22 protein-coding genes, 1 tRNA gene and 1 pseudogene are annotated in these 24,960 nt (G+C 63.0%); 9 read left to right on the top strand and 15 right to left on the bottom strand.

Translation table 11 applies throughout. The features are described from left to right. Positions 1-78: 78 nt before the first annotated feature. From rpmA to WDB91_RS08895, 6 genes are all read right to left on the bottom strand, one after another. A complete protein-coding gene (gene rpmA / locus WDB91_RS08920) occupies positions 79-348 on the bottom strand; it encodes a 50S ribosomal protein L27 (protein ID WP_339112217.1) in 270 nt (89 codons plus the stop codon). A 19-nt stretch (positions 349-367) separates the two neighbouring features. Next, the gene (gene rplU, locus WDB91_RS08915) at positions 368-751 is read right to left on the bottom strand and encodes a 50S ribosomal protein L21 (protein ID WP_339112216.1); all 384 of its coding nucleotides are present in this window, start codon (positions 749-751) and stop codon (positions 368-370) included. Between the two features lie 198 nt (positions 752-949). Continuing rightward, positions 950-2,053 carry a histidine kinase dimerization/phosphoacceptor domain -containing protein gene (locus tag WDB91_RS08910; RefSeq protein ID WP_339112215.1) on the bottom strand — a complete coding sequence of 368 codons (1,104 nt, stop codon included), beginning with the start codon at positions 2,051-2,053 and terminating at the stop codon, positions 950-952. Between the two features lie 152 nt (positions 2,054-2,205). Continuing rightward, positions 2,206-4,044, bottom strand: coding sequence for an ATP-binding cassette domain-containing protein (locus WDB91_RS08905; RefSeq protein WP_339112214.1), 1,839 nt, complete (start codon positions 4,042-4,044; stop codon positions 2,206-2,208). A gap of 126 nt (positions 4,045-4,170) precedes the next feature. Then, a complete protein-coding gene (locus WDB91_RS08900; protein ID WP_339112213.1) occupies positions 4,171-4,908 on the bottom strand; it encodes a GNAT family N-acyltransferase in 738 nt (245 codons plus the stop codon). Positions 4,909-5,106: 198 nt separating this feature from the next. Further along, a complete protein-coding gene (locus tag WDB91_RS08895) occupies positions 5,107-5,586 on the bottom strand; it encodes an outer membrane protein assembly factor BamE (protein WP_339112212.1) in 480 nt (159 codons plus the stop codon). 231 nt (positions 5,587-5,817) lie between these two features. Here WDB91_RS08895 and WDB91_RS08890 point away from each other — a divergent pair, with 231 nt between their 5' ends. The 8 genes from WDB91_RS08890 to WDB91_RS08855 all read left to right on the top strand — a co-directional run bounded on the left by WDB91_RS08890 (position 5,818) and on the right by WDB91_RS08855 (position 11,933). After that, positions 5,818-6,378: a DUF177 domain-containing protein gene (locus WDB91_RS08890; protein ID WP_339112211.1), complete on the top strand. Its 561-nt coding sequence runs from the start codon at positions 5,818-5,820 to the stop codon at positions 6,376-6,378. A gap of 313 nt (positions 6,379-6,691) precedes the next feature. Beyond that, positions 6,692-6,898: a 50S ribosomal protein L32 gene (rpmF, locus tag WDB91_RS08885; protein WP_339107683.1), complete on the top strand. Its 207-nt coding sequence runs from the start codon at positions 6,692-6,694 to the stop codon at positions 6,896-6,898. Positions 6,899-7,048: 150 nt separating this feature from the next. Then, positions 7,049-8,089 carry a phosphate acyltransferase PlsX gene (gene plsX / locus WDB91_RS08880; protein WP_339114490.1) on the top strand — a complete coding sequence of 347 codons (1,041 nt, stop codon included), beginning with the start codon at positions 7,049-7,051 and terminating at the stop codon, positions 8,087-8,089. Positions 8,090-8,093: 4 nt separating this feature from the next. Beyond that, positions 8,094-9,068, top strand: a complete 975-nt coding sequence (locus WDB91_RS08875; RefSeq protein WP_339112210.1) for a beta-ketoacyl-ACP synthase III — start codon at positions 8,094-8,096, stop codon at positions 9,066-9,068. Between the two features lie 123 nt (positions 9,069-9,191). After that, positions 9,192-9,491 carry an integration host factor subunit alpha gene (gene ihfA / locus WDB91_RS08870; protein WP_339112209.1) on the top strand — a complete coding sequence of 100 codons (300 nt, stop codon included), beginning with the start codon at positions 9,192-9,194 and terminating at the stop codon, positions 9,489-9,491. A gap of 90 nt (positions 9,492-9,581) precedes the next feature. After that, on the top strand, positions 9,582-10,589 hold the full coding sequence (locus WDB91_RS08865) for a MerR family transcriptional regulator (protein ID WP_339112208.1): 1,008 nt from the start codon (positions 9,582-9,584) through the stop codon (positions 10,587-10,589). Between the two features lie 102 nt (positions 10,590-10,691). Next, positions 10,692-10,769 (top strand) — tRNA-Pro (locus tag WDB91_RS08860). A 123-nt stretch (positions 10,770-10,892) separates the two neighbouring features. After that, positions 10,893-11,933 (top strand): 2'-deoxycytidine 5'-triphosphate deaminase, encoded by a 1,041-nt coding sequence (locus WDB91_RS08855; RefSeq protein WP_339114489.1) that lies wholly within the window; start codon positions 10,893-10,895, stop codon positions 11,931-11,933. Between the two features lie 6 nt (positions 11,934-11,939). On the opposite strand, the gene WDB91_RS08850 is transcribed toward WDB91_RS08855, so the two are convergent. From WDB91_RS08850 to WDB91_RS08820, 7 genes are all read right to left on the bottom strand, one after another. Then, complete coding sequence (locus WDB91_RS08850) at positions 11,940-12,158, bottom strand: hypothetical protein (protein ID WP_339112207.1); 219 nt, start codon at positions 12,156-12,158, stop codon at positions 11,940-11,942. Between the two features lie 11 nt (positions 12,159-12,169). Beyond that, on the bottom strand, positions 12,170-12,838 hold the full coding sequence (gene scpB / locus WDB91_RS08845) for an SMC-Scp complex subunit ScpB (protein WP_339112206.1): 669 nt from the start codon (positions 12,836-12,838) through the stop codon (positions 12,170-12,172). Next, a complete protein-coding gene (locus WDB91_RS08840) occupies positions 12,835-13,614 on the bottom strand; it encodes a ScpA family protein (RefSeq protein ID WP_339112205.1) in 780 nt (259 codons plus the stop codon). Before WDB91_RS08840 ends, scpB begins: the two co-directional genes overlap by 4 nt. Beyond that, positions 13,614-14,606, bottom strand: coding sequence for a glycoside hydrolase family 3 N-terminal domain-containing protein (locus WDB91_RS08835; RefSeq protein WP_339112204.1), 993 nt, complete (start codon positions 14,604-14,606; stop codon positions 13,614-13,616). Before WDB91_RS08835 ends, WDB91_RS08840 begins: the two co-directional genes overlap by 1 nt. Beyond that, entirely contained in the window at positions 14,606-15,937 is a 1,332-nt protein-coding gene (locus WDB91_RS08830; protein ID WP_339112203.1) for an SPOR domain-containing protein, read from the bottom strand. The genes WDB91_RS08835 and WDB91_RS08830 overlap by 1 nt, the downstream gene beginning before the upstream one ends. Positions 15,938-16,117: 180 nt before the next feature. Next, complete coding sequence (argS, locus tag WDB91_RS08825; RefSeq protein WP_339112202.1) at positions 16,118-17,860, bottom strand: arginine--tRNA ligase; 1,743 nt, start codon at positions 17,858-17,860, stop codon at positions 16,118-16,120. 110 nt (positions 17,861-17,970) lie between these two features. After that, positions 17,971-19,866 (bottom strand): sodium:proton antiporter, encoded by a 1,896-nt coding sequence (locus WDB91_RS08820; RefSeq protein ID WP_339112201.1) that lies wholly within the window; start codon positions 19,864-19,866, stop codon positions 17,971-17,973. A 330-nt stretch (positions 19,867-20,196) separates the two neighbouring features. Between WDB91_RS08820 and WDB91_RS08815 the strand changes: the two are divergent. Continuing rightward, positions 20,197-21,780: pseudogene (locus tag WDB91_RS08815) on the top strand (DEAD/DEAH box helicase); the annotation flags it as partial. A gap of 719 nt (positions 21,781-22,499) precedes the next feature. Here WDB91_RS08815 and WDB91_RS08810 read toward each other — a convergent pair. Beyond that, a complete protein-coding gene (locus tag WDB91_RS08810) occupies positions 22,500-24,173 on the bottom strand; it encodes a ribonuclease J (RefSeq protein ID WP_339112200.1) in 1,674 nt (557 codons plus the stop codon). Beyond that, the gene (locus tag WDB91_RS08805; protein ID WP_339112199.1) at positions 24,170-24,949 is read right to left on the bottom strand and encodes a type III pantothenate kinase; all 780 of its coding nucleotides are present in this window, start codon (positions 24,947-24,949) and stop codon (positions 24,170-24,172) included. The genes WDB91_RS08810 and WDB91_RS08805 overlap by 4 nt, the downstream gene beginning before the upstream one ends. Positions 24,950-24,960 lie beyond the last annotated feature (11 nt).

The raw sequence follows: 24,960 nt of genomic DNA, 5'->3' as shown, positions 1-24,960 counted from the left end.
CTCCACAATGCAGAAAAGAAAAAGGGGACCGGCAGATGCCGATCCCCTTTCGATGTTCCGTATGACGGAAAGGTCGGCTTACTCGGCCGCCTCCGCAACAGGAAGAACCGAGACGAAGGTGCGGCCCTTGAGGCCCTTCTTGAACTCGATCTTGCCTTCGGCAACGGCGAAGAGGGTGTGGTCTTTGCCCATCATGACGTTCTCGCCGGCCCAGACTTTGGTGCCGCGCTGACGCACGATGATGTTGCCCGGGATAGCTGCCTGACCGCCATAGAGCTTGACGCCAAGACGACGACCTGCGGAATCGCGACCGTTACGGGACGAACCGCCTGCTTTCTTGTGTGCCATGGGTGGTTAACTCCCCTGATTACTTGGTTTCGTGAGCCGCACGACGTGCGACGGCGGTGCCAACAGCTTCTTTGACCGAAGCATCTGCGCCCGAGGCGACGATGTCGGTGACGCGCAGCAGCGTCAGCTTCTGGCGGTGACCACGGGTACGCTGCGAGGAGTGCTTCCGGCGGCGCTTGTGGTAGGTGATGACCTTGTCGGCTTTGATCGAATCGATCACTTCGGCCTGAACGGCTGCACCTTCGACGAAGGGCGCGCCGACGACCAGATTGTCGCCGCCAACCATCAGAATTTCATTGAACTGGACTTTGTCGCCAGCTTCGGCTGCAATCAGTTCCACGCGGAGCACGTCGCCCGCCTGAACCTTGTATTGCTTGCCGCCAGTCTTGAGGACCGCAAACATCGCGTCTTCCTTTACGTTTCCGCGTCCTATGGCCCCTTGCGGAGTTCCTTGGCCGTGAGGCCGCCTTCGGACAGCGCGCCCCTCTCGGAGCGATGACAATGATAAACCCGGCAGACAGAATCATGCCGGGTTGGCGCCTTATGCAAGATCACAGACCGTAAGTCAACCGTAGCGCGACAGAGCGCGCCCGACAGGCGGTCAGACCGGATCGCGGGTCTCGCGCGGCCGGAAGCGGACCGCCACCGCAAAGCCCGCCGCGACCGGCACGATCTCGTAGGTTCCGGCAGCCTGCGCCGCGGAGGCCTCCATGATCTGCAGCCCCAATCCTTTGCGTTTCACGCCCCCCTCCGGCAACCCGACCCCGTCATCGGACAGCTCGAGAGAAGCATCCTCGGGGCCAAGCATACGCAGAACCACACGGATATTGCCGCGACGCCCGTCAGGATAGCCATGTTTGATGGAATTGGCGACGAACTCGTTGACCAGCGTGCCCAAGGCCGCTGATTGCTCGGCCACCACAGCCAGATCGCAGGTTTCGCAGGCGATACTTACGCGGTCGGGCGTCTGCCCTTCAAGATAGCGCGCCACATCCGTCAGATAGACCCCCAGATTGACCGCCGCACCGCTGTCGGAACGATAGAGCTGTTCGTGCAGCATCGCGACCGTCTGGATCCGGCGCTGGATCGCGCGCAAAGCCTCCCGCCCTTCGTCGGAGGCTACGTTACGCGCCTTGATCGACGCCAGCGCCGCCAGCGATTGCAGCGAGTTCTTCACGCGATGATCCACCTCGCCGCGCAACTCGCGCGCAAGCCGCAGCGTGCGGCGCAATTCCAGCTGGGCCATCACCTGACGCGCCATCACCCGCAGAGTCTGGCGCTGCAGATCGCTCAGCACACGCGGACGGTGATCGAGCGCGCAAAGGCTGCCGATAGCCAGACCGTCCTTGGTGATCAATGGCATCCCCGCATAGAACCGCAGATCGGGATCATCGGTGCACAGACAATTGGTCTGTGTCCGCGGATCTGCCAGCGTATCCTCGATCTCGAGGATGTCGTCCTGCAGCACGGTATACGCGCAGATCGCCTGCTCGCGCGGCGTCTCGGCAGCTTCCAGCCCGCGTTTTGCCTTGAACCATTGCCGATCCTCTTCCACGAGAGAGATCAGCACCACAGGCACATCACAGACCTCGCGCACGAAATCGACAACTTCCTCGAATTCCGCCTCGAATTCGGTATCGACGATATCATAAGAACGCAGCGCCTTCAGGCGCTCGGCTTCACGCGGGTGCAGCGGGGCTTGCATGGTCGTCTCGTTCACTCACTCGGGGCAAAGGTCACAGGCTCAACAGTTTGTGAAAGCTAGTCGCCGGACCCGCATCTGACAAGGCGACAATTCCCGCCCTGTCATCACTTTTCCGGGCCATGCTCTGTCAGGCTCCCCCGTTTGCGGTCCGTTCAGCCCTGAGCCTTCTCTTCCAGCTCCATCCATTCCTCCTCGGCACTGGACAAGGCATCCTGCCGCTCGACCAACGCATCGGTGGCTTTCTGGAATTTCACCGGTTCCTTGGCAAAGAGATCGGGCGCCGAGAGAAACTCCTCCAGCTTGGCGATCTCGGCCTCGAGCCGTTCAATGACTTTCGGCAATTCTTCCAGCCGGTGCTTCTCGGTGAAACTCAGCTTGGCCTCCGGTTTCGCGGCGGATACGGCGGCAGACCCGGCGGCGGCCGCAGCTGGCTTGGTCGAGGATGCCGAAGGCTTGGTGCCGGCCTTTTCCTCCGCCGCGGTCAGCGAGCGCTGGTGGCGGTAATCGCTCCAGCCACCGGCATAGACCACCGCACGGCCATTGCCCTCCATCGCGATCGTAGTCGAGGCCACCCGGTCGATGAAATCACGATCGTGGCTCACCAGCAAAACGGTGCCGTCATAATCGCCCAGAATATCCTGCAGAAGATCAAGCGTCTCCACATCGAGATCGTTGGTCGGCTCGTCGAGCACCAGCACATTCGAGGCCTTGGCCATAATCCGTGCCAGCAAAAGCCGCGCCCGCTCGCCACCCGAAAGCGATTTGATCGGCGCGCGCGCCTGGGCCTCGTCAAAGAGGAAGTCCTTGAGATAGGCCACCACATGTTTGGGTGTGCCGCGCACCATCACCTGATCCGATGCCCCGCGCACCGCCATATCGGGGTCGTTCACCAGTCCCTCCCACAGCGTCTGCTCGGGATCGAGCGCCGCGCGGGTCTGGTCGAAAATCGCGATCTCCAGATTGGTGCCCAGCGTGATCGTGCCGGCATCGGGCTCAAGCTGCCCCATCAGCATTTTCAGAAGCGTGGTCTTGCCCACCCCGTTCGGGCCGACAAAGGCGATCCGGTCGCCACGCAGGACCCGCAGGTCGAAATCCTCCACGATGGTCTTGCCGCCAAAGACCTTGGTCAGGCCCTTGGCCTCGATCACGCGCTTGCCCGAGGCCTTGCCCGAATCGATCTCCATCGCGGCCACGCCCTGCCGCTTGATCTGGCTCGAGCGCTCGGCGCGCATATCCTGCAATGCCCGAAGACGCCCCTGATTGCGCTTGCGCCGTGCGGAAATCCCCTCCACGGCCCATTTCGCCTCGACCTTGATCTTCTTGTCCAGCTTGGCACGTGCCTCGTCCTCGGCCGCCCAAACCTCTTCGCGCCATTCCTCGAAATGCTCGAAGCCGCGCTCCAGGCGCCGCACTTTCCCGCGATCGATCCACAGGGTCGCCCGCGTCAGCGCCTTCAGGAAGGCCCGGTCATGCGAGATTACCACATAAGCGGCTCTGGTGGATTTCAGCTCCTCTTCCAGCCAGCCGATCGCCTCGATATCAAGATGGTTGGTCGGCTCGTCCAGAAGCATCAACTCGGGCGCCTCGGCCAGCAGTTTCGCCAGAGCGGCACGGCGGCGCTCGCCGCCAGAGGCCGTCTCGGGCGAGGCCTCCATGTTCAGCTTCAGCCCCTCGGCCACCATCTCGACCCGGTAACTCTCGGCCGGATCGAGCCCCGAGGCCGCATATTCGCCCAATGTCGCATAGCCCGACAGATCGGGCTCCTGCTCCATATAGCCGACCGAGATCCCCGGCGGGATCACCACATCGCCATGATCGGCTTCGACAAGCTTCGCCATGACCTTCATGAGCGTCGACTTGCCGGTGCCGTTGCGGCCCACAAGCGCCACACGGTCGCCCTGCTGGACAACAAGATCGAGACCGTCGAACACGGGATCGCCGCCATGGGCCAGCGAAATATCGGAAAGCTGTAAAATAGGTGCACGTGCCATAAGGCGCAGCTAATCACGCGTCGCGCAAAGGTCAATCACCCTTCGCACGGCGGCCCTCTTCCAATGTCCATAAATATCCCGGGGTGAATTGGGGCAAAGCCCCAAGAGGGGCAGCGCCCCTCCCCCTCAGCCCGCCACAGCCCGCAAGGCCCGGGCACGGGCTGCCGGAATGGCCGCGATCTCGAGACCGGTAAACACATGCAGCGTGCCCAGATCAGGATCGATCACCGCATGATCGGACACCCATCCCCCCATCGCCAGATAGCTGCGCAGCAGCGCCGGCATGCGCAGCAGGGCCTGTTTCCGGTCCCCTGCCACACCCAAGAGCGCGCGGGCATAGGGCACCACTGCACCAGCCTTGACCTGCGGCAGCCAGCGCGCCGGCGCCAGATACCCCTGCGCCAGATGCGCGAGACTATCGGCATGGGCGCGCCAGTCGGTCCCCTTGAACGACGAGCATCCAAACAGCATCCCCACCTGCGCCTCGTCCACAAAATGGGTAACCGCCCCCCATGCCACACGCAGGATATCGGCGTCATGATGCTCGGGATGGATACAGAACCGCCCCATTTCGACCATCGGCGCAGGATAGGCCCGCAAAGGATCCAGCCCGTAGAACTGCGCCGAATAACTCCGCCCGATCTGCGCGCCGGAGGCGAGCTGCAAAAGCCGCAGACAGCACACAAGCTGCCCCGAGCCGCTCTCCTCGATCATCACATGCTGGCAGATCGCATCATAGGCATCGGCATCCACCGCCCCTGCCCCCCGGAAACACAGCCCCCTGAGCGCCTGCACAGCCGCCAGATCCTCCGCCGAGCCTGCCAGCCGCGCCAGATAGCGCCCCCTCATCAGCGAATAGCTCATCCATGCCTCCGATACCGCCTCACGGCCCTGACCGTCCTGCGTCCATACTACTCCAAGACTAGCTTTCGCGCGTGAAGAAAACGCGTCATATACCCCGCCACTCCGCCCCGCGTCGCTTTTCGCGCCACACTACAGGCGAAAATGCAAAACGCGCCGCAGATGCGACGCGTTTCGTAAAACCCGCAACCGGAGAGCAGATCAGTTGCTCGGGCTATTATCCCCGAGGAGCGACCCCGCATCCATGCGGCCCACCGAGCCCAGAAGCTGGCGGATCAGGCCGATGCCCTTCACATTCGCTTCGGTCACACGATGGGTCGGCGAGACCACATGACCGTCTTTGAGCGAGTAGCGCTCGATATCGGAAACAACGCCCGACTGGGTGAAGCTGACAGCCAGCACCTGACGGTCGATCTCTTTCGACGCGCTCCAGCCCATCCGCTTCCAGCGCGAGCCCACATAATACCAGTCGGATCCTTCCAGCACGCCCGAAGAGCTGGGACGCCCGACAAGTGTATCGAGCTCTTCCTTGGTCGTCTGGCCGACTTTCACCTGCGACAGGTCCTCGTCGGTCGGCACATAGCCGTGATTGCGATAGATAGGCGAACATGCGCCAAGCCCGATCACTGCACAAAGGGCTGCCCCCTGTATCAGGCGGCGCGGTGCGAAACCAATGCTCACTGTATCCCCCTTGCCTCGCGGCCATTGGCCTTTTATCTCGATTACAATACCTGCACACGGCCCTCAAGACCGTAACCGCAAGGTTATAGGATGCTTGGTGCCGGAAATTGCCGGAGAAAACAACCCGCCTTTGCGGCGCTCGGGGGGCGTACCCTCCGCCGCACACGGCCGATAACAGACCCGAAAGGCTGCCCGACCCTGCCGGACAGCCCCCATAGAAGGACACGCGTCATGACAGACGGCACGCCACTCGAAATGCCTTGGTCCCATCCGGTGACGGTAAAAGACCTTAATGCACGCAAGCCCCTGCGCTTCGAAATCTCGCCGGACAAGGCGCAGCGCAAGGCCATCGCCGACTGGGCGGATATCGTCTCGGTCGGGACGCTGATGTTCAAGGGCGAGCTTGCTCCCGCCGGCAAGCATGATTTCATCCTGACCGGCAAACTGATCGCCCAGATCACGCAATCTTGCGTCATCACGCTCGAGCCGGTGCCGGGCGAGGTGCGGGAATCGGTCAGCCGCCGCTACCTGCGTGACTGGGTCGAGCCCACGGCAGAAGAATCGGAGATCCCCGAGGATGACAGTGCCGAGGCCCTGCCTGCTGTGATCGATCTGGCGCATGTGGCACTCGAGGCCTTCGAGCTGGGCCTGCCGCTCTATCCGCGCAAGGAAGGTGTGGAACTGGGCGAGACCGTCGTTACCAAGCCCGGCGAGGCACCTTTACGCGACGCGGATCTCAAACCTTTCGCAAACCTGAAGGCTTTGATGGACAAAAAGGGCGGAAACGCGTAAGCGGGCGGTGAACGCGCGAATCCCGGCCCTTCCACAAGGCCGAACGGCAGGGGCCAAGCCCCCGAAGGACGGAGCATCGCACGATCATTCTGCCCTCTCTATGGGCAGGCCGGACCTTGCCGCGAATTTTCTGCGTCACCGCCTCAATAAAGGGCTTGCACGCTGGGAAAATCGCAGTATGTTCCCGGCCTCATTCGAGTTTTGGGTTCACACCAGAGTCGTCCCTTGTGGAGACCCCGTGAAACCTAGGAAAATCAAGGCCATATGGCCAATCACCGCGGGCGATGCGCCCCCTAACATCCGAGGTTGAGACATGGCTGTCCCTCAGAATAAAGTCACGCGCTCCCGCCGCAACATGCGCCGCGCGCATGACGCACTTGTCGCTGCAAATCCGGCTGAATGCCCGAACTGCGGCGAGCTGAAGCGCCCGCACCACGTTTGTGGCGCTTGCGGCCACTACGACGACCGTGAAGTCGTCGCAGCTGCTGACGAAGTCGATCTTGACGACGACGCGGCATAAGCCGCGTTGCCCGACGATACAGCTATCGGCATGCTTAACCGGCAAGACCAGTCGCTGGACGCAGGGCAGGATACGACTGCTGTGACGCAGGGTCGCGATGCGACCGCAGCGCCGGAGCAATCCGGCGCTATCGTCATTTCTGTCGACGCGATGGGGGGCGATCATGGCCCCTCTGTCGTGGTCGACGGTATCGCGCGCGCCGCGAAGAAGTCTCCTGATCTGCGCTTCCTGCTCAATGGCCCCGAAGCGGAGCTTCGCAGCCTCGTTGCGGCACGCGGTCTGGAGAATATTGTGACCATCCGCCACGCGAAAGACGTGGTGCGGATGGAGGACAAGCCTTCCCAGGTCATGCGTAATGGCAAGGACAGCTCCATGTGGGCCTCCGTCGATGCCGTGCGCGAGAAATCTGCACAGGTTGCCGTGAGCTGCGGCAATACCGGCGCGCTGATGGCGCTGTCGATGTTGCGTCTGCGCAAACTCCCGGGGGTCAACCGTCCGGCCATCGCAAGCTTCTGGCCCTCGCAGAATACGGCGGGCTGGTGCGTCATGCTCGATATGGGCGCCGACATCAAAGCCGATGCGCCCGACCTTCTGACCTATGCGCTGATGGGCAGCTCCTATTGCCGCAACGCGCTCAATATCGAGCGTCCGCGTGTGGGCCTGCTGAATGTCGGCACCGAGGAACATAAGGGCCGCGCCGAGATCCGCGAGGCCTATGGCCTGTGCCGTGATGCCCAAGAGCGCGGTGATTTCGAATTCGTAGGCTTTGTTGAGGGCAGTGATCTGTCGTCGAACAAGGCTGACGTGATCGTGACCGACGGGTTTACCGGCAATATCGCCCTGAAAACCGGCGAGGGCACCGCCAAGCTTGCGGGGCGTCTTCTGAAGGAGGCGCTGACCTCTTCGGTGATGTCCAAACTCGGCGCGATGCTTGCCATGAAATCGCTCAAACGCCTGTCCGAAAGGATCGATCCACGTCGTGCCAATGGCGGGGTCTTCCTCGGCCTGAACGGCACAGTGGTGAAATCGCATGGCTCGGCCGATGCGCTGGGGGTGGCAGCCGCCATCGATCTGGCGGCACGTCTGGCCGCTTCGGGCTTTGCTGAAAGACTCGCGGCGCGGGTTGCAAGTGACCTCCCCCTTGGGCAGGATGCCGCAACTACCGACGCTGCCACTTATAAAAACGAGTAACCCTATGACGATCAGAGCCGTGGTCCGTGGTGTCGGGCATTACCTGCCCGAACGCATTGTTGAGAATGCAGAATTCGAGGCCACGCTCGAGACGTCCGATGAATGGATCCGCTCGCGGACCGGCATCGAGCGGCGCCATTTCGCCGCCGAAGGGGAAACCACCTCGCAACTGGCGGTCAAGGCCGCTGAGGCCGCGCTGAAAAGTGCCGGGATGGAAGCCAACGAGATCGATGCGATCGTCGTGGCAACATCCACTCCCGATTTCACCTTCCCTTCTGTCGCCACCATGGTGCAGGCCGGTCTCGGTTCGACCAACGGCTTTGCCTATGATGTGCAGGCTGTCTGCGCAGGCTTCATCTTCGCGCTGACCAATGCCAACGGGCTGATCGTGTCGGGTCAGGCCGAGCGCGTGCTGGTGATCGGCGCCGAGACCTTCTCGCGGATCATGGATTGGGAAGACCGTTCTACCTGCGTGCTCTTCGGAGATGGCGCGGGCGCGCTAATCCTCGAAGCCGCCGATGGCACCGGCACCTCCGATGACCGCGGCATCCTCGCCTCGGATCTGCATTCGGACGGGCGCTACCGCGAACTCCTTTATGTCGATGGCGGTGTGTCGAGCACCGGCCAGTCGGGCCATCTGCGCATGCAGGGCAATCAGGTCTTCCGCCATGCGGTGACCAAGCTCGCCCAGACCGCGCATACCGCCTTGGGCAAGCTGGGCATGACCGGTGAGAATGTCGACTGGATCGTGCCGCATCAGGCCAATGCCCGGATCATCTCGGCCACCGCCGAGAAGATGGGCGTGCCGATGGAGCGCGTGATCGTCACCGTGCAGGACCATGGCAACACCTCGGCTGCCTCGATCCCACTGGCCCTCTCGGTCGGTGCCTCCGAGGGCAAGCTGAAGACCGGCGATGTGGTCGTGGTCGAGGCGATCGGTGGTGGATTGGCATGGGGTTCGGCCGTCCTTCGCTGGTAATCGGGCGGCTTTTACGGGACAATCGCGCGAAATATCGCAATAATCCCTGCCAAGCCACTGGCGATATTGACTTTGCTGGCTGACATGCCCATCCTTGAATGAAAATTCTCTTCAGGGGGCACCATGTCCAAGACACTGACGCGTATGGATCTCAGCGAGGCCGTCTTCCGTGAAGTCGGTCTCTCCCGCAATGAATCGGCCCAGCTGGTCGAAGATGTGCTGCAGCATGTCTCCGATGCGCTCGTGGCGGGCGAAACCGTGAAGATCTCCTCTTTCGGCACCTTCTCCATCCGCGACAAGGCCTCGCGTATGGGTCGCAATCCCAAGACCGGCGAGGAAGTTCCGATCAGCCCGCGCCGTGTGCTCAGCTTCCGCCCCTCGCATCTGATGAAGGATCGCGTGGCCGAAGGTAACTCGAAATAATCCATAACCGATGATCAGCGCCCCGCAAGGGGCGCATCATGCTATATAGGCCCGGGAATATCCGATTTTCGGGAAAGGAATTCACAAGTCATGGCAAAATCTGCCGATGCCTTCCGGACGATCTCCGAGACCTCCGAGATTGTGGGCGTGCCCTCGCATGTCCTGCGCTTCTGGGAGGGGAAATTCCCGCAAATCAAGCCGACCAAGCGCGCGGGCAACCGCCGTTATTATCGTCCGGACGACATTGCCCTGCTCTGCGGTATCCGCCAGCTTCTCCACGAGGACGGTCTGACCATCCGCGGCGCGCAGAAAGTGCTGAAGGAACAGGGCATCCGGCATGTGAGCGATTTGGGTCGGGAACGGCTTGAGGCGGCAGAGCCGCTGATGGACCCGTCCGAAAACCTCTTGGCAGAGCGCGAGGCCACAGAGACCGATGCGGTTTCTGAGAGCATGCCAGTGCTGTCCGCAGATGATGAAGCACCACAAACCGCTCCGGTCGAAGACGACGCCCCGCATCAGCCCCATAGTTTCCTGCCGGAATTTGACCCCCTTCCCGGCGAAGAGGTCATGGACAGCGTCCCCGAAGACACGGCCGAAGCCGCCCCCGGGATGCACGACGCCGCCTCCCCTTCAGACCTGCCGCCAAGCTTTGACGATGTCTGGGCGCAGACACCGCTTTTCGACGATGAGCCGGAGGAGGAGGAAGACTTCTCCCCGCTGATCGAGGACGAGACCGACGCGCCGGAAACAGAAGCCGCTGCCGGGGACGACGCCGCGCGGGGAGCGGAAACAGCCCCGGTCGAAGCCCCGGTCGAAGCCTCAGTCGATGCCCCTGTACCGCAGGCAGAGGCCGTGGTGCCGCCCGCGCCCCGCCCGAGCCCCGAGCAGAGCGCCGCAGCCCTTGCCGAGATCTCGGCGCCGCAGGCCAGCGCCGAGGAACCCGACCATCTGCCGCCCACCCGAATCTCGGTGGTCGTTGCGCGAATCTCCACGATCCGCCCTGAGCAGATGACGCGCACCGAACAGGTTGCCCTGCGCCGCGCCGCCGACAAACTGCATGCGCTGCGCCGTGAACTGTCGCGCGAAATCCGTCCCTGACGTGTTTTTAGGGGGCCCGGGAAAGCAGATGAAAAAAGACGGAAAAATCTTCGTTTTCGCTCTTGCACCCCGCGCCGCTTTCCCTCTATATGCGCCTCATGTCGGGCCATGGCGCAGCCTGGTTAGCGCGTCCGTCTGGGGGACGGAAGGCCGTGAGTTCGAATCTCGCTGGCCCGACCATCAGAACAGCCCACCCTTCGGGGTGGGCTTTCCTGTATCTAACCGACAGTTTTCGAAAGACATTTCCCGAAGGAGATCCGCCCCGTGACGATTGGTGTTCTTTCCGACAGCGCCATCGAGGCGATGATCTCCAAAGGCGAGATCTCCGCCGATATCGCGGTAACTCCCGAGCAGATACAGCCCGCCAGCCTCGACCTGCGGCTGGGCCTTGTGGCCTATCGGGTGCGCGCCTCCTTCCTTGCGGGACGTGGCATCTGTGTGACCGACAAACTTGCCGATTTCGAGATGCACCGGATGGATCTCTCCAATGGGGCGGTGCTCGAAAAGGGGTGTGTCTATCTTGTGCCTTTGATGGAATCGCTTGCGCTGCCGCAGGGCATCAGCGCGGTGGCCAATGCCAAATCCTCCACCGGTCGTCTGGATCTGCTGACCCGCGTCATCACCGATCACGGCACCGAATTCGACCGTATCCCCGAAGGCTATAGCGGCCCGCTTTTTGCCGAGATCTGCCCGCGCAGTTTCTCGGTTCTAGTGCGACCGGGAATGCGGCTTAATCAGATCCGTTTCTCGGGCGGTCAGGCGGCACTCTCGGATGACGAGTTGCGCGCCCTGCATATGCTGGAGCCCCTTGTCAGCGGTCAGGCGGTGATTGACCACGGTCTGGGCTTCTCGGTCGATCTACGCCCCGAGACGGGCGATCTGGTGGGCTACCGCGCCAAACCCCATACCGGCGTGATCGATCTGGACCGGATCGGTGAATACAATCCGACCGAGTTCTGGGAAGAGCTGCGCACGACCGAGGGCCGGATCATCCTTGATCCCGGCGCGTTCTATATCCTTGTCTCGCGTGAGGCGGTGACCATTCCGCCCGATTTCGCGGCCGAGATGGCACCCTATCTGGCGATGGTGGGCGAATTCCGCGTGCATTACGCGGGCTTCTTCGATCCGGGGTTCGGGCATGGGGCCGCTGGCGGGCAAGGCTCGCGCGGCGTGCTGGAAGTGCGCTGCCATGAGGCACCCTTCGTTCTGGAACATGGCCAGATCGTGGGCCGGCTGGTCTACGAGCACATGGCCGAGCGCCCCAAGCGTCTCTATGGCGCCGATCTCAAGTCGAACTATCAGGGACAGGGCCTGAAGCTCGCCAAACATTTCCGGGCGAGCTGAGCAGCCTCAGAGGCGCCGCCCCATCTTGGTCATGCGCGAGAGCTTCTTCGCGCCCCCTGCCATCTTCTGCAGCTTTTTCTGGCGCTCGCGTTCCTCGGGTGTCATCGGAGTGTCGTCGCCCGCATTGCGGCCACGTTTGGAGGCCATCTTGATCCCCCGATTGACGCCGTAATTGACCCCTTTGCGGATCAGCTGATTCATAATCATTCGCAGGATCTGGTTCATTTCTAAGGCTCCTATTCCTCGAACATCTCGCTTTGCCCTGCACCGTTATCCGAGACCTCGTCATCGTCATCCTCGGGCTCATCTTCACCGGGCATGCGTCTACTATCAAGCAATCCGGCGCTGCGAAGTTCCGCAAGCTGCGGAAGATCGCGGGCGGATTCGAGGCTGAAATGGTCAAGGAATCCTTGGGTCACCACAAATGTGACCGGACGACCCGGCGTCATACGGCGGCGACCGAACCGGATCCAGTCCAGCTCCAGCAGCAGATCGATCGTCCCGCGCGAGACGGCCACGCCACGGATCTCCTCGATCTCGGCGCGGGTGACCGGCTGGTGATAGGCGATGATCGCCAGCGTCTCGGTGGCCGCGCGCGAGAGTTTGCGGCTCTCGACCGTTTCTTTCTGCAACAGGAAGGACAGATCGGGCGCGGTGCGCATGGCCCAGCCTTCGCCCACCCGCACCACATGCACGCCGCGCCCCTCGTAGCGGGCACGCACGCGCTCCAGAGCCTCGCGCGGGTCCGCGCCCACGGGCATACGCGTCTGCATCTCGCGTGTGGTGATCGGCTCGGGCGAGGCAAAGAGCATCGCCTCGACCATCCGCTCCTGCGCCTCCATCGGCGGGGCCGAGAAGAGCTGCGGTTCGCGGTCTTCGACCATGGTCTCTACGGGATCGCTCATGATGTCTTCCGGATTGAGATGGGAGAGAAGGTATCGCTCTGGCGGATCTCGATGGCGCCCTGTTTGGCCAGTTCCAGCGAGGCGGCAAAAGTGGCCGCTGTCGCAGACCGCCTGCGCGCGGGATCGACCCGCCAGCTCTCGGGCAGATAGCTCGACAGATCCATCCACTCGCCCGAGAAGCCGATCAGATCGCGCAGCTGGTCGAGCGCCTGTTCGAGGCTGAAAATATTACGCCGGTCAAACGCATAGGGGCGGAACTCGTCGCGTGTGCGCACGCGCGAATAGGCGCGCATCAGATCCATCAGCGTGGCCGAATAGGTGATCTTCTTCACCCGCACCACTTCTTCGGAGATCCCGCGCGGGAAGATATCGCGCCCCAGCTGGTCGCGCGCCATCAGTTGCGCGGCTGCATCCCGCATCGCCTCCAGCCGTTCCAGCTGGAAGGCAAGATGGGCGGCCATATCTTCGGCGGAGGGGCCCTCGGCATCGGGCTCGGGCGGCAGCAGCAGGCGTGATTTCAGATAGGCCAGCCACGCTGCCATCACCAGATAATCGGCGGCCAGCTCGATACGCAGTTCGCGCGCATGATCGACAAAGGCCAGATATTGCTCGGCCAGAGCCAGCACCGAGATCTTGCGCAGATCGACCTTCTGGCTGCGCGAAAGCGTCAGCAGGAGATCGAGCGGGCCCTCGAACCCGTTCACATCGATGATCAGCGCCTCGGCGGCCAGACGCTCGGCCACGCGCATATCCTGGGGTTTGGGGGGCGTGGCCATCAGACCCCGCTTGCCTGCAAGAGGTCTGCAAGCTCCCGCTCCAGCACCGCGATATCCACGGCCTCGGGCATCGCGCGGCGCGCGATGGCCGCTGCGGCACGGGTCTTGGCGGCATCGCTCAATGTCCCTGCTCCCACCACGGCCTCTTCCATCTCGGCCCGTTCGCCATTGCAGTGGAGCGTGATATCGCAGCCCGCAGCCATCGTGGCCTCGGCGCGCTGGCGGATGCTGCCCGAGAGCGCCTGCATCGAGAGATCATCGGACATCAGCAGACCGTCAAACCCGATCACCTGCCGGATCAAATCGACCATCACCGGCGACTGGGTCGCAGGGGCATCATCGAAAGCGGCAAAGCGGATATGGGCGGTCATTGCCATCGGCATATCATGGAGCGGCTGGAAAGCCGCGAAATCCTGCGCGATCAGATCCTCGGCGCAGGCCTCGACCAGCGGCAGATCCTTATGGCTGTCGGCCGTGGCCCGACCGTGGCCCGGAATATGCTTGATCACCGGCAGCACACCGCCTGCCAGAAAGCCCATCGCGCTTGCACGGGCATTGCGGGCCACGGTGGCGGCATCCTCGCCCATACAGCGGTTGCGCAGGAACGGATGCGTCTGCGGTCCCGCAATATCGCAGCAGGGCGCACAATTGCTATCGACACCCACGGCGCGCAGCTCGTCCGCCATGATCCGCGCCCGCAGCCAGAAGCTGCGCTCGGGATCAAGGAATGCAGCCTGTTCGAGCGGCGGCAGCCATTCGCGCCAATGGGGCGCACGCATCCGCTGAACGCGCCCGCCCTCCTGATCGATCAGCACCGGCGCATCCCGGCCCACGGCCTCGCGCAGATCGGAGGTCAGGCGCAGCACCTGATCGGGCGTATCGATATTGCGCGCAAACAGAATGAACCCCCAAGGCTGCGCCTCGCGGAAAAATGCGCGCTCGGTCTCGGTCAGGGTCAGGCCCGACAGTCCAAGGATCGTGGCTGAAGTCATTATCGCACCGTTGCCGGAATACAGGTTGCGCCCTCGGCGACAAGTGCCGCGCAGAACTGGCGCGCCTGCGCCAGATCATCGAAGCCCTGCACCCTGAGGCGGAAGAAGGTCCGGCCACCCGCGGTGGCCTCTTGCACCACGCGCTTCTTGCCTTCCATCAGGGGGCCGAAACGGGTGGCGGTCTGGTCCCAGGCGCTGCGCGCCTGATCGATATTGTCGAAGGCCCCGATCTGCACGAGCCGCGTGCCTGCCGGAAGGCTGCCCGCATCGATCTCCACGGGACCGGAGCTTTCGGAGGGTGAGGCAGACGCCCCGCCACCGCCCAGCGAGGCGGCCACCGCCTCGGCCACCAGATCATGATCGGGGCGGGCCAAGGGACGCGGCGAACGGATCACACCGGGAATGGTGTCGGCGATCGCATCGGCCGAGGGCGGCGCCACCGCCTCCTGCGTGCCCTCTTCGGCATCATCGACCACCAGAGCGGTGCTATCGGTCATATCGGCATCTTCTGCCGCATCCTCATCGATCGCATTGGGCACGGCCAGCGAGCGGGTCGCGCTCTGCATTTCGGGCGTGGGCGCGGCATCGCTATCGGGGACCGGCACGATGACCTGATCGGGCGCGTCCTCGGCTTCCATCGGAGCGGTCGCCGCATCGATCGGCTTCAGGTCGGACATCGCCTTGTCGCCTTCGGCCAGCACGGCCTCGGGCGGGGCGAGCGTTACGCGCTCGGGCGCGGGAGCGGCCACACCGGTGCCCGCCACGCCATTGACCGACAGGCCCACATGCTCGGCCAGCTCGCCACCCGGATCCTCGGGGGCCACGCGCGCGGGGCCGTCCATCGCCTTGATCACCGGCACGCCCTGAATGTCGCGCATCGCGAGCTTGTAGCCCCAGACCACCACACCGAGGATCAGCGCGACCGAGGTCAGTGCCCCTGCCACATTGACCCAGCGCTGCAGCGGGCGTGCGCGAGCGGGCAACTCCTCGTCCTCGAACACCTCCGCGCCATAGCGGGGATCGAAGGCAGGCGCTTGCGAGGGATGCGGCTGGTTGCTGTAATTGGGGGTAAAGCTGCGCGCAGGTGCCGTGCGCGCCTCGCTTTGCGCTGTTACGGGTTCTTGCGGCTCTGTCCCCTGTTCGGACTGCTCCCACGGATCGTAATCATCATCCGCCGTGATGAATTCGTGATCGTCGGGCTGGCGGTTGGGACGGTAGGCGCCGAATTCCAGCGCCTCGTCATCCACATCGTAATCGTCGCGTGGCCGGAACGCCTGAGACGGCATGAAGAAGCTCGACTCGCCACCAGCACCCACAGAATCGCGCCGCATACGCCCTGCCGACGGCATGGAATAGCCGGAAGCGCGCCGCCGTGGCCGCGCGCTCTCGTTTCCGGATGCTTCCTCCTCATAGGAGGCATCATCCCCCTCGAAGGGTCTGTGAAAGACTGCCATATTCCGCCTCGCCGCCGGTTTCCCGGTCCACTACCTTCTCATCCAGCGGCGTGCGTTTTAGCGCATCTCTTCAGCCGGAGTGACACCAAGGATACCAAGTCCGGCAGAAATCACAACCGCCGTGGCGCGGGCCAGAGCGATTCGTGAGGTGGTCGCAGCCTCGTCACCTTCCTGGAAGAAGCGCAGTTCGGGCTTGTCATTGCCGCGATTCCACAGGCTGTGGAGGTCGGAGGCCAGCTCGTAGAGGAAGAAGGCCACGCGGTGCGGCTCATTGGCACGGGCGGCGATTTCCACCAGACGCGGCCATTCGGCGATCTTGCGTGCAAGCGTGGCCTGTGCGGCATCCTCGAGCATGATATCGGCCTGCGAGAGCTTGGCATCATTGAGATCCCAGCCCGCTTCCGCCGCCTTGCGCATGACCGAACAGACCCGCGCATGTGCGTATTGCACATAGAAAACGGGGTTATCCTTGGACTGCTCGAGCACTTTGTCGAAATCGAAATCGAGGGCTGCGTCATTCTTGCGGGTCAGCATATGGAAGCGGGTCACATCGGCGCCCGCCTGCTCGACCACATCGCGCAGGGTCACAAAGGTGCCTGCACGTTTGGACATCTTGAAGGGCTCGCCATTCTTGAACAGCTTCACCAGCTGGATCAGCTTGATGTCGAGCGGAACGCGACGGTCCGAAAGCGCCGCCACGGCCGCCTTCATCCGCTTCACATAGCCACCGTGATCGGCGCCGAAGACGTCGATCAGCATGTCATAACCGCGTTCGACCTTCGTCCAGTGATAGGCGATATCGGGCGCGAAATAGGTCCAGCTTCCGTCGGATTTTTTCACCGGACGGTCGACATCATCCCCGAACTGGGTCGATTTGAACAGCGTCTGCTCGCGCTCTTCCCAATCCTCGGGCAGCTTGCCCTTCGGCGGCTCAAGCACACCCTCATAGATCAGACCCATATCTTCTAGGCGCTTGAGCGCCGCCTCGATTTGGCCCGTGCCATAGAGCGATTTCTCGGAATAGAAGACATCCATCTTCACACCTAGCGACGCCAGATCACTGCGGATCATCTCCATCATCGCTTCGGTGGCGAACTCGCGGATATCCTCAAGCCAGAACTGCTCGCCTTTTTCCAGCAGGCTGTCGCCATATTTATCCTTGAGCGCCTGCCCCACCGGAATCAGGTAATCGCCCGGATAGAGACCCTCGCGGATCTCGGGTTCGAGGCCGCAGGCCTCCCGGTAGCGCTCATAGGCAGAGCGCGCCAGCACATCGACCTGCGCGCCACCATCGTTGATGTAATATTCGCGCGTGACATCATAGCCCGCGAAATCCAGCAGGCTCGAGAGCGCATCGCCGAAGATCGCGCCACGGGTGTGCCCGACATGCATCGGACCGGTCGGATTGGCCGAGACATATTCGACATTGACCTTCAGACCCTTGCCCAGATCGGCACGGCCGAAATCAGGGCCTGCGGCGAGCGCCGCACGGGCCACATCGCCCCAAACGGACGCATCGAGACGCAGGTTCAGGAAACCGGGCCCTGCCACTTCGGCGGAGGTCACACGCGGCTCCTCGCGCAGCTTGGCAGCCAGCGCCTCGGCCAGATCGCGGGGCTTGGCGCCTGCGGGCTTGGCCAGCACCATCGCGGCATTGGTCGCCATATCGCCATGCAGCGCGTCTCGCGGCGGCTCGACGGTTACGTTGCTCAGGTCCAGCCCCTCGGGGAGCGTGCCGTCCTTCGTCATCTCGTTCAGCGCGTTGATCACGACCGCGCGGATATTGGCAAACAGGTTCATCTGGGTCTTCCTCTGGTTGCCTCTCCACTGCCAGAGGCGGCGGTCAAGGTCAACTGTTACGGCACGGACCGCGGGGTTTTGCGTGGGTCGCTGCCCCGTATCGCGCCATATCAGGGCAGCGGCGCGACCGGACCGGGGGCGGTGTCGGGTTTCTCGTCCACCTCGGTCACCGCCACGCTGGCCGCCTCGTCGGAGCCTGCATCGGGCGGCAGGAGCGACAGGATCCGCACCCCCGCATCGGCCTTAAGCTCCTCGGGCTTGTCGATGAAACCGATCTCCCCTTTTGGAGAAATCCGCAGAAGCGGCACGGCCATCGGGCGCAGCGCGCGCCATTGTGCCAGCGTGAACTCCTCGGTCAGGCGGGTCACGCGGAAGCTCCAGCCCTCGCGCACCATATCGCGGAACATATCGAAGGTCCGCCCCGCCCCGAAGGGCTGTCCGCCCAGCTGCGCAGGCAGCGTATGACGGCGCTGGTCCTCGCGCTGACGGGCGACCTGCCAGACGTTGGCACGGCCCAGCTCTGCGCCGAGATCGGTGCAGACCAGCGTGTTGTAGGCGTCGTTATCGGTGACCGCCAGAACATTGGAATAGGAGAGCCGCTCGATCGTATCCTCGGCGGCCTCCCCCAGAATATCGCCATAGAAGGTCTTCAGCCCCGCCGCCCGTGGCCGGATCAGGTGCTGGTGGTTGGAATCGGCGATCAGCACCGGCACATCGGCCTTTTGCAACGCCTCGCCCAGACGGGTGGAAAACCGCGAGCCGCCCACGATCAGCACGCCCGGCTTCTCGGTATCGGCCAGTCCCAACGCTCGCGCCAGAGGTGCCAGTGTGAACCCGTGCAGCACCACCGTGACCGTCACCAGCAGGAAGGCCAGCGGCGCGATCATCGCGCCATCGGCCACGCCGGCATCGGCCAGACGCTGCCCGAAGAGCCCCGCCACCGCCACCAGAACCACCCCGCGCGGGCCGGTCATGGCGATAAAGACGCGCTCTTTCCACGGGATTTTGGTGCCCAGAAGCGACAAAAGCACCGTAGCAGGGCGCGCGATGGCGATCACCGCCACTAGGAAGCCCAGTGCCTTCCAGTTCAGGAGCCGCAGCTGCGAGATATCGAGGCTCGCTGCCAGCAGGATGAACACCCCCGACACCAGCAGAACAGTGGCATGCTCCTTGAACCGGCGCAGTTCGGTATAGGAGGGGAGATCGGCATTGCCGATCACCAGCCCCATCATGGTCACTGCCAGAAGCCCGCTTTCATGCAGCACCGCATCACTCAGCGCGAAGGTAAACAGCAGCGCCACGAACAGCACCGGCACCTTCATGAATTCCGGCACCCGCCCGCCCTGGAACGCCCAGACCATCGCCCGCCCGCTGGCAAGGCCGAAGACCAGCGCGAAGAGAATGCCGAGCCCTGTCTCGAGCGCGGCCTCGCCCAGCCCCAGATCGGCATGGAACACCAACACGACCCCATAGGCCAGCACAGCAGCCAGCGCGCCGATCGGGTCGTTGACGATGGCCTCCCATTGCAGAAGCTGTGCCGGTCGCCGTGCCAGACGCGCGGAGCGCAGAAGTGGTGCGATCACCGTCGGGCCGGTGACGATCATGATGCCACCGAAGACGGCGGAGCTTTCCCAGGAGAGATTGGCTGCCAGCCGCAGGGCAAGCGTCGACATCAGCCAGCCCAGAGGCGCACCGATCAGCACGAGCCGCATCACACCGGCCCGCGCATCGCCCAGTCGGTGGAGGTCAAGCGACATGCCCCCCTCGAACAGGATCACCGCCACCGCCAGACTGATCAATGGGCCGGTCAGGTCACCGAAATCGCGCATCGGGTCGATGAGCCCCGTCACCGGCCCGACGATAACGCCCGCGATCAGCATGAAGACGATGGCCGGAAGGCGGAGCCGCCATGCCAGCCACTGGGCACCGACGCCGACCGCGCCCACCGTGGCGAAGGCCATGACAGGACCGAGGCCTGCAGCATGCGTGACGATCTCTGAAGTCATTCCAAGTCCTCGCTTTCGGGGGGACGCCAAGCTTTGTCACCTTGGGTCATGGCTGTCAAAACCAAAGCAAGGAGATAGCGCTCCCGGACGGCGCAGGCAATTGCGCTGATCGGTCGCACGGGTCCGCCGGGCTGCATTGCAGGCATAATGGCCACCATTATGGCGAAACAATCGCTACATCCGCCGCTGCATGGCCCTTTACATTGACCTTTTGCTGAAATTCGGCTAGTGCACACGCCATCCCATAATCCGGTGGGAGCTAGCCGGGGCGCCTGAACCGTCGCGTCCCTTATTTTCTGCAGACATTGCTCTGCTGTTATCAGGACGCGTATGACCAAGTTTTCCGAGCTGAAACTCGACCCCAAGGTTCTTCTTGCCATCGAAGAGGCGGGATACACTTCGCCCACTCCGATTCAGGAAAAAGCGATTCCCCCTGCCCTCGAGGGCAAGGATGTTCTGGGGATCGCCCAGACCGGGACCGGCAAGACCGCGTCCTTCACCCTGCCGATGCTGACCCGCCTGCGCCGTGGCCGTGCCCGCGCGCGGATGCCGCGGTCGCTGGTGCTCGCACCGACGCGCGAACTGGCCGCGCAGGTCGCCGAGAATTTCGACCTCTATGCCAAACATACCAAACTGACCCGCGCCCTGCTGATCGGTGGCGTGGCCTTTGGCGAGCAGGACAAGCTGATCGACAAGGGTGTGGATGTGCTTATTGCCACTCCGGGCCGCCTTCTGGACCATTTCGAGCGCGGCAAGCTGATCCTGACCGATGTGAAGGTGATGGTGGTCGACGAGGCTGACCGGATGCTGGATATGGGCTTCATCCCCGATATCGAGCGCATCTTCCAGCTGACGCCTTTCACCCGTCAGACGCTGTTCTTCTCGGCAACGATGGCTCCCGAGATCGAACGTATCACCAATACCTTCCTGCAGGCGCCGGTGCGCGTGGAAGTGGCCCGTCAGGCCACCACCTCGCAGACCATCACTCAAAAGCTCATCGAGATCACCCCGCCCCGCAAGGATCAGGCCGCCAAGACCAAGCGCGAACTGCTGCGCGCGGTGATCACCGCCGAGGGCGAGAAGCTCGATAACGGGATCGTCTTCTGCAACCGCAAGACGGATGTGGATATCGTTTCGAAATCGCTGCAAAAATACGGTTTTGATGCGCAGCCGATCCATGGCGATCTGGACCAGTCGCAGCGGACCCGCACGCTGGAAAGCTTCCGCGATGGCAAGCTGAAAATCCTTGTGGCCTCCGATGTGGCGGCCCGCGGTCTGGATGTGCCCAGCGTCAGCCACGTCTTCAACTACGATCTGCCAATGCATGCCGAAGACTATGTGCACCGCATCGGGCGAACCGGTCGCGCGGGCCGTCTGGGCACCGCGATCTCGCTGGCAACGCCATATGACGAGAAATTCCTCGGCCAGATCGAGGATCTGGTCAAGACGACCCTGCCCCGCGCGGAAATTCCCGAAGGGTTCGAGCTTTCCGACGCCGCAAGCCAGGCTCCGCGCCCACGCACCGAACGTGGTGGCCGCTCGTCCTCCTCGCGCGGCGAACGCGGCGGGCGCAATGGACGTGACCACAAACGTCCCGTCCCCGATCACGGTCAGGAAGCGTCGAAAGAGCCGCTGAACGTGGCTGTCCCCGAGGCAAAACCCGTCGAGGCTAAAGCCGCCGAACGCCGCTACGAGGACCGCCGCGACAGCGAGCGCCGCGAAGAATCTCCGCGCGCCGAAGCCGAGACCCCGCGCAGCCCCCGCCATGATCATGGAAAATCCTACGAACACGGCCGTGCGCAGCCGGAGCGTCATGGCTCCGACCGCTACCGCCGCAATCGTCGTGATGATGGCCCTGATGTGGTCGGCATGGGCGACCATGTGCCGGAATTCCTGCTGCGCGAATTCGTGATCTCGCGTCCGAAGGATGACGAGCATGACGAGGACAGCGTAGTCGAAACGACGGCCGAGGTAACAGTCGAGGCCGCGGCTCCGGCAGCCCCGGTCGAGGCGAAGGCCGATATTCAGGCCGAGGCTCAAACGCAGGTGCAGGAAGAGGCAGAAGCGCCGAAACCCACCCGTTCGCGTCGCCGCAAGGCTGCTCCGAAAAAGGCCGAAGAGACCAGCGCCGAGGCGGCAGTCGAAGCGTCGACCGACGCGGCTGCTCCGGTCGCAACGCCCGAGGCGGACGTAGCCTCCGAAGCCGTCCCCGCGGAACCGGTTGCAGCCGAGCCTGCAGGAGAGACAGCAGCATCTGCCGAAGCTGCGGCAGAGGAACCCGCTGCAAAGCCCAAGCGCACGCGCACCCGCTCGACAACGGCAAAGCCCAAAACGCCCAAGGCCAAAACCACGACCACCAAGGCCGCGGCCAAGCCCAGGGCGACCACCACGCGCAGCCGCAAGAAGAAGACCGATGAACCGGTCGAGGCCGCAGGGGACGCCACCGCCGCTCCGGCAGCGGAAACGCCGAGCGATAGCAGCGAAAGCTGATCGATCAATCCAGATGCAAGAAAGGCGGCCCCGCGGGCCGCCTTTTTCATGTCTGCTCTATCGTCACGCGCCGCAATGGGCGGACATAAAAATACCCGCCGCGTGCCAGGCACGGGCGGGTATCAATTGCAGGTATTGGATGCTTATTCGTCCATCAGACGCGAGACGACGACGGTCACTTCCGGCTTCTTGCCGATCTCCTCGAGCGAGCAGGTGCGGGCCTGGCGGCGCAGCACATCCTCGATCTTGTCGTCATCCTTCATCACCTTGCCCGGTGCGCGATCGAGTGCCTCGGAGAGTTCCTGTTCGAGAACCTCCTCGAGCGCGATGCCAGAACGGCCCTTGACCGGCAGGCCCATCGTCTCGACCCACGGATCGCCCAATGGCGCCCCGTCTTCGTCGATGATCACATTCACCATGATATGGCCGTTCAGTGCCATGCGGATACGCTCGCGCACCACACCGTCCAGCGCGCCGATCAGCACGGTGCCATCCAGATAGAGACGGCCCGTCTCGATATATTCCACGACCTTCGGCTGGTCGCCGGTCAGATCAAGCATGGTCCCGTTGGTTGCGATTTCCGAGGCGATACCTTTGGACTGCGCCAGTTTCATATGCTCGCGCAGATGACGGTGCTCGCCATGCATCGGGATCAGGGTCTTGGGCTTGAGCAGATCATGCACCGCCTCCAGATCGGGACGGTTGGCATGGCCCGAAACGTGATAGAGCCCGCCGCGATCACCGATCACCTCAACCCCCATCTCGGAGAAGGCATTCATGATCTTGATCACGCCGATCTCGTTGCCGGGAATGGTTTTCGAGGAGAAGAGGAACGCATCGCCCTCTTTCATCTCGAGACCAAGATATTTACCGCGCGACAGCGCCGCCGAGGCCGCGCGCCGCTCGCCCTGCGAGCCGGTCACGATCAGCATCAGGTTTTCGCGCGGGATGTCGGCGGCCTCTTCGGGTTGCACCACGGAAGGGAAATCCTTCAGCACGCCGGTTTCCTTGGCGGTCTGAACCATCCGTTTCATCGAACGGCCGAGCAGGCAGATCGACCGGCCCGCCGCGACCCCCGCATCGGCCAGCGTTTTCAACCGAGCGACGTTCGAGGCGAAGGTGGTCGCGACGATCATGCCATCCTGCATCTGGATGAGCTTCGTCAGCGGCTCGATCAGAGTCGCCTCCGACTTGCCCGGCAGATGGCTGAAGATATTGGTGGAATCGCAGGTCAACACCTTGATGCCGCCCGTTTCCTGCGCGATCTCGTGCCACATCTGCACGTCGAAGGGTTCGCCGACGATCGGATTTGCGTCGAGCTTGAAATCCCCCGAGTGGACGATCCGGCCTTCGGGCGTGTCGATGATCAGCGCCGAGCTTTCGGGGATCGAATGCGAGATCGGCGCGAATTGCACCTTGAACGGACCCGCCTCGATCACCTGCGGACGCGGCTCGACCACGTTGATCTGCGTGTTCACGCCGTTCTCGTTCAGCTTCTGCTGGCCAAGGCTCGCCGTAAAGGCACGCGCATAAACCGGTTTGCGCAATTTGGGCCACAGGAAGGGCAGCGCCCCGATATGGTCCTCATGCGCGTGGGTAATGAAGATCGCCTCGATGCGCTCGGCATTCTGTTCCAGCCATGCCGCATCGGCCATGATCAGATCGACACCCGGCGATCCGTCCATATCCGGAAATGTCACGCCCAGATCGACGACGATCAGCCGTTCGGACCCTTCGGGACCATACCCATAGACATAGGCATTCATCCCGATTTCGCCTGCCCCGCCTAGCGGGAGATAGATCAGCCTGTCGCTCATGCGCTTGCCAGCCCCTTGTTATAATCATGGATCAATCGCAGACCATGGATGGTTAGGTCGTACTCGACACTGTCAAAGAGATCAAACCCTTGCTCGAAAAGTTCTGCAAGCCCGCCGGTGGCGATCACCTTCATCGGGCGCGCACGTTCCAGCCTGATCTGGCGCACAATGCCTTCGACAAGACCGATATAGCCCCAAAAGACGCCGGATTGAATACAGGCGACGGTATTTGTGCCCACAGCCTTCTCCGGCATGGTGACATCCACATGCGGCAGGGCCGCCGCCGAGGCATGCAGCGCCTCCAGCGACAGATTGACGCCCGGAGCAATGACACCGCCGATATAGGCCCCGTCGGGCGCCACCACATCGAAGGTAGTTGCCGTACCGAAATCGACGACGATCAGATCACCGCCATGCCGGTCGAAACCTGCCACCGTATTCACCAGCCGGTCCGGACCAACAGTGGTGCCGATATCGACACGCGGCGCCACAGGGAGCTGGCATTCGGGCTTACCCACCACCAGCGGCCGGCAGTCGAAATAGCGGTTGGCCAGAACCCTCAGGTTGAACACCACACGCGGCACAGTCGAGGAAATCACCACCGCCCCTATCCGCACCTTCATATCGTGCAGCATCATCAGCGAGGTCAGCCAGACATAATATTCATCGGCCGTGCGTTTGTGATTGGTCTCGATGCGCCAGGTGCTCAGAAACTCGGAACCGTTCCAGATGGAGAAGACCGTATTGGTGTTCCCGCAATCGATACAGAGAAGCATCGCGCCCCCCT

It is taken from the genome of Thioclava sp. GXIMD2076, assembly GCF_037949795.1.
GTDB lineage: Bacteria > Pseudomonadota > Alphaproteobacteria > Rhodobacterales > Rhodobacteraceae > Thioclava > Thioclava kandeliae.
This window is presented reverse-complemented; position numbering and strand designations above follow the sequence as displayed.

Bases quoted from the DNA above. Each gene is read 5' to 3' on its own strand.
- WDB91_RS08840 (WP_339112205.1), bottom strand. From the start codon at position 13,614: ATGGCCACGCCCCCCAAACCCCAGGATATGCGCGTGGCCGAGCGTCTG.
- WDB91_RS08910 (WP_339112215.1), bottom strand. From the start codon at position 2,053: ATGCAAGCCCCGCTGCACCCGCGTGAAGCCGAGCGCCTGAAGGCGCTG.
- WDB91_RS08900 (WP_339112213.1), bottom strand. From the start codon at position 4,908: ATGAGCTATTCGCTGATGAGGGGGCGCTATCTGGCGCGGCTGGCAGGC.
- scpB (WP_339112206.1), bottom strand. From the start codon at position 12,838: ATGAGCGATCCCGTAGAGACCATGGTCGAAGACCGCGAACCGCAGCTC.
- rplU (WP_339112216.1), bottom strand. From the start codon at position 751: ATGTTTGCGGTCCTCAAGACTGGCGGCAAGCAATACAAGGTTCAGGCG.
- WDB91_RS08830 (WP_339112203.1), bottom strand. From the start codon at position 15,937: ATGCGGCGCGATTCTGTGGGTGCTGGTGGCGAGTCGAGCTTCTTCATG.
- WDB91_RS08890 (WP_339112211.1), top strand. From the start codon at position 5,818: ATGACAGACGGCACGCCACTCGAAATGCCTTGGTCCCATCCGGTGACG.
- plsX (WP_339114490.1), top strand. From the start codon at position 7,049: ATGGGGGGCGATCATGGCCCCTCTGTCGTGGTCGACGGTATCGCGCGC.
- WDB91_RS08875 (WP_339112210.1), top strand. From the start codon at position 8,094: ATGACGATCAGAGCCGTGGTCCGTGGTGTCGGGCATTACCTGCCCGAA.
- rpmA (WP_339112217.1), bottom strand. From the start codon at position 348: ATGGCACACAAGAAAGCAGGCGGTTCGTCCCGTAACGGTCGCGATTCC.
- WDB91_RS08810 (WP_339112200.1), bottom strand. From the start codon at position 24,173: ATGAGCGACAGGCTGATCTATCTCCCGCTAGGCGGGGCAGGCGAAATC.
- WDB91_RS08855 (WP_339114489.1), top strand. From the start codon at position 10,893: ATGATCTCCAAAGGCGAGATCTCCGCCGATATCGCGGTAACTCCCGAG.
- WDB91_RS08835 (WP_339112204.1), bottom strand. From the start codon at position 14,606: ATGACTTCAGCCACGATCCTTGGACTGTCGGGCCTGACCCTGACCGAG.
- WDB91_RS08905 (WP_339112214.1), bottom strand. From the start codon at position 4,044: ATGGCACGTGCACCTATTTTACAGCTTTCCGATATTTCGCTGGCCCAT.
- argS (WP_339112202.1), bottom strand. From the start codon at position 17,860: ATGAACCTGTTTGCCAATATCCGCGCGGTCGTGATCAACGCGCTGAAC.
- WDB91_RS08865 (WP_339112208.1), top strand. From the start codon at position 9,582: ATGGCAAAATCTGCCGATGCCTTCCGGACGATCTCCGAGACCTCCGAG.
- WDB91_RS08820 (WP_339112201.1), bottom strand. From the start codon at position 19,866: ATGACTTCAGAGATCGTCACGCATGCTGCAGGCCTCGGTCCTGTCATG.
- WDB91_RS08805 (WP_339112199.1), bottom strand. From the start codon at position 24,949: ATGCTTCTCTGTATCGATTGCGGGAACACCAATACGGTCTTCTCCATC.
- ihfA (WP_339112209.1), top strand. From the start codon at position 9,192: ATGTCCAAGACACTGACGCGTATGGATCTCAGCGAGGCCGTCTTCCGT.
- WDB91_RS08850 (WP_339112207.1), bottom strand. From the start codon at position 12,158: ATGAACCAGATCCTGCGAATGATTATGAATCAGCTGATCCGCAAAGGG.
- rpmF (WP_339107683.1), top strand. From the start codon at position 6,692: ATGGCTGTCCCTCAGAATAAAGTCACGCGCTCCCGCCGCAACATGCGC.